This is a genomic window from Roseovarius gaetbuli, from assembly GCF_900172365.1.
In the GTDB taxonomy this organism is placed as follows: domain Bacteria; phylum Pseudomonadota; class Alphaproteobacteria; order Rhodobacterales; family Rhodobacteraceae; genus Roseovarius; species Roseovarius gaetbuli.
Genome location: NZ_FWFJ01000105.1, coordinates 1 through 2,148 on the forward strand (window position 1 = coordinate 1; position 2,148 = coordinate 2,148).

A 2,148-nucleotide genomic window follows, 5' to 3' on the forward strand; every position below is an offset into this window, starting at 1 on the left:
CGCAATCGCGCCCGCCTGCGTTTCGTATGAGCCTTGATGCTCAAACACCATCCTGACCGCTCGTGCGCGGACCTCTGGCGAGTAGCGATTTGCCATTTTGCTTTTCGTCATAACCATCATCCTTACTGAAGTTGATGGTCTCCGACAAACTCGGGGCGATTCAAATGGCCAGGTCGAGCGGATGAACCGAACGATCAAGGACGCGACCGTGAAACGTTTCCACTACGACGACCACAATCAGCTCCGCACCCACCTGGCGGACTTCATGGCAGCCTACAACTTCGCACGCAGACTCAAGACCCTCAGCGGGCTCACGCCTTACGAATACATCTGCAAGATCTGGACATCTGAGCCAGACAGATTCATCTTAAATCCGATCCACCAGATGCCGGGACTGAACACCTAGTTAGCGAGTTTCTTTTGTACAGCAAAGGGACTGAGCCCAAGCCAAGTTTGAATGGTCGAAGATATTTCTCGCGAGCCTGAAAACTCAAATTTCTCTCGTTCTGCGGAAACATCGGTGACCCCCATCCATATGGCAGTCATCGTCCGCAAGTCCGTTGACACGAAAAGGTCAATCTCAAAACCGGGATCGGCCCAGCAAAGGTCAACCTCGCCAGCCGGTTCGATTACAAGCCACCAGTCACGTTTCGTTGTCGGTAAGTCGTGATACACAAACTGGACCACTATGCGTCTATCCGGCAGCGGCTTGGGGTTCAGGTTCCGCCTCATGTCCCACATCAGAAGCGATGGATCGAGGTTCTTGAGCGACAGTGACGATTCCACCCACTTCTGGCCCCACATACCCATAGCGATAACCACATCGCGTAAGTCGCGGCCCGCTTCAGTTAGGTGGTACTCGAAAATGCCACGTTCTGTCGGAACCGGTTTTCTTTCGACAATTCCGGATTCTTCTAAGGATTTTAGACGTTGGGATAGCAACGTCGGCGACATTTTGGGAACGCCGCGTCGGATGTCATTGAACCGTGTGGACCCCGCGATTAACTCGCGCATCAACACCATAGTCCAGCGGGTACAAAGGACCTCGGCTGCCATGGCGAGTGGGCAAAATTGCTTGTAACCGTGTTGCGACATATCATTAACTCCATTCCATCCGTTGGCAGTCTAACCGTCTTGGATCCGAGGCATAGTCCAGAAACTGTACTGCCCGATTCAGTTCTGTGACTGGAAGCGATTGGGACTTTCTTGGGAACTTGTTGGTAGTTGGCGCGGCCGGTCCGGCCCGCCACAAAACAGGAGAACAAACATGAGTGTTTATCTAATCGCCGATATCAAGATCACGAATGACGGATGGGTCGCAGAATACGCCTCGAACGTTCACAAGCTGGTTGAAAAGCACGGAGGCCGATACTTGTCGCGGAGCGGCAATATCGAAACTATCGAGGGTGCTGCGAAAGACAGCACTCTGATCGCAATCCTTGAGTTCCCGACCCGGGAAGCACTCGATAGCTTCGCAGCTGACCCTGACTACGCACCCTATGGCCAAGCTCGCCAGTCTGGAAGCGTCTCAAACTTCCATGTCATTGACGACACGGATATCGCCGGGGCGATCCCCTATCTGAAAGCAGGTTGAACAGAACCGAGTGGATCGGGAAACATACGGCCCGATCCACGACTAGCTTGCGTCTGCTTATGACCGACCGCAGTCAATTTCTCGGCTGCGGTCTATGGCAGCTTGGTCCCACAACTCGGTCATAGACCCTCCAAGCTTTGCTGCGCGATGCACGTATGGCCGGTCTCGTGACGTTGCAACGCAGCGATAGACGAACTGACCAAGGTCCGTTCTGGGCCGTTCATCTCAATTCTTGAATGCTTCCCAGCCGCGAAGTCTCGCATTGGCACGACGGCTAGTAGCGCAGACGTTTACCACTCTTCTTGGTGTGACTGGGTGTCAGCCGGTCGCCAGTGAAGTGGTCCTGCTTTTTAGGACAGTTTTGCGGCTTGTCTAAGATGCATCAGATTTATGTTCATGCCGCTTTTCGTATCTCTGCTTGCTCGAAGTATGCCGCGTCTGGGGTGCGTTTGTCGAGCGCGGTGTGGGGGCGCTCTGTGTTGTAAAAGCCGATCCAGCCGTCAATGATCCGTTTGGCTTGGCAGCCGTTTGTGATCTCGTGCAAATAGACTGCC

3 protein-coding genes and 1 pseudogene are annotated in these 2,148 nt (G+C 53.7%); 2 read left to right on the plus strand and 2 right to left on the minus strand.

The genetic code is table 11. From position 1 onward, the window contains the following. Nucleotides 1-160: 160 nt before the first annotated feature. Nucleotides 161-406, plus strand: a pseudogene (locus ROG8370_RS19725) (integrase core domain-containing protein); the annotation flags it as partial. Here the strand turns inward: ROG8370_RS19725 and ROG8370_RS19730 are convergent. Further along, a complete protein-coding gene (locus ROG8370_RS19730) occupies nucleotides 403-1,095 on the minus strand; it encodes a winged helix-turn-helix transcriptional regulator (protein WP_085828817.1) in 693 nt (230 codons plus the stop codon). The pseudogene ROG8370_RS19725 and the gene ROG8370_RS19730 overlap by 4 nt on opposite strands. A gap of 172 nt (nucleotides 1,096-1,267) precedes the next feature. Between ROG8370_RS19730 and ROG8370_RS19735 the strand changes: the two genes are divergently transcribed. After that, on the plus strand, nucleotides 1,268-1,594 hold the full coding sequence (locus ROG8370_RS19735; protein WP_085828818.1) for a DUF1330 domain-containing protein: 327 nt from the start codon (nucleotides 1,268-1,270) through the stop codon (nucleotides 1,592-1,594). 394 nt (nucleotides 1,595-1,988) lie between these two features. Here the strand turns inward: ROG8370_RS19735 and ROG8370_RS21590 are convergent, their stop codons facing one another. Further along, on the minus strand, nucleotides 1,989-2,138 hold the full coding sequence (locus ROG8370_RS21590) for an integrase core domain-containing protein (protein WP_212580115.1): 150 nt from the start codon (nucleotides 2,136-2,138) through the stop codon (nucleotides 1,989-1,991). Nucleotides 2,139-2,148: the final 10 nt, after the last annotated feature.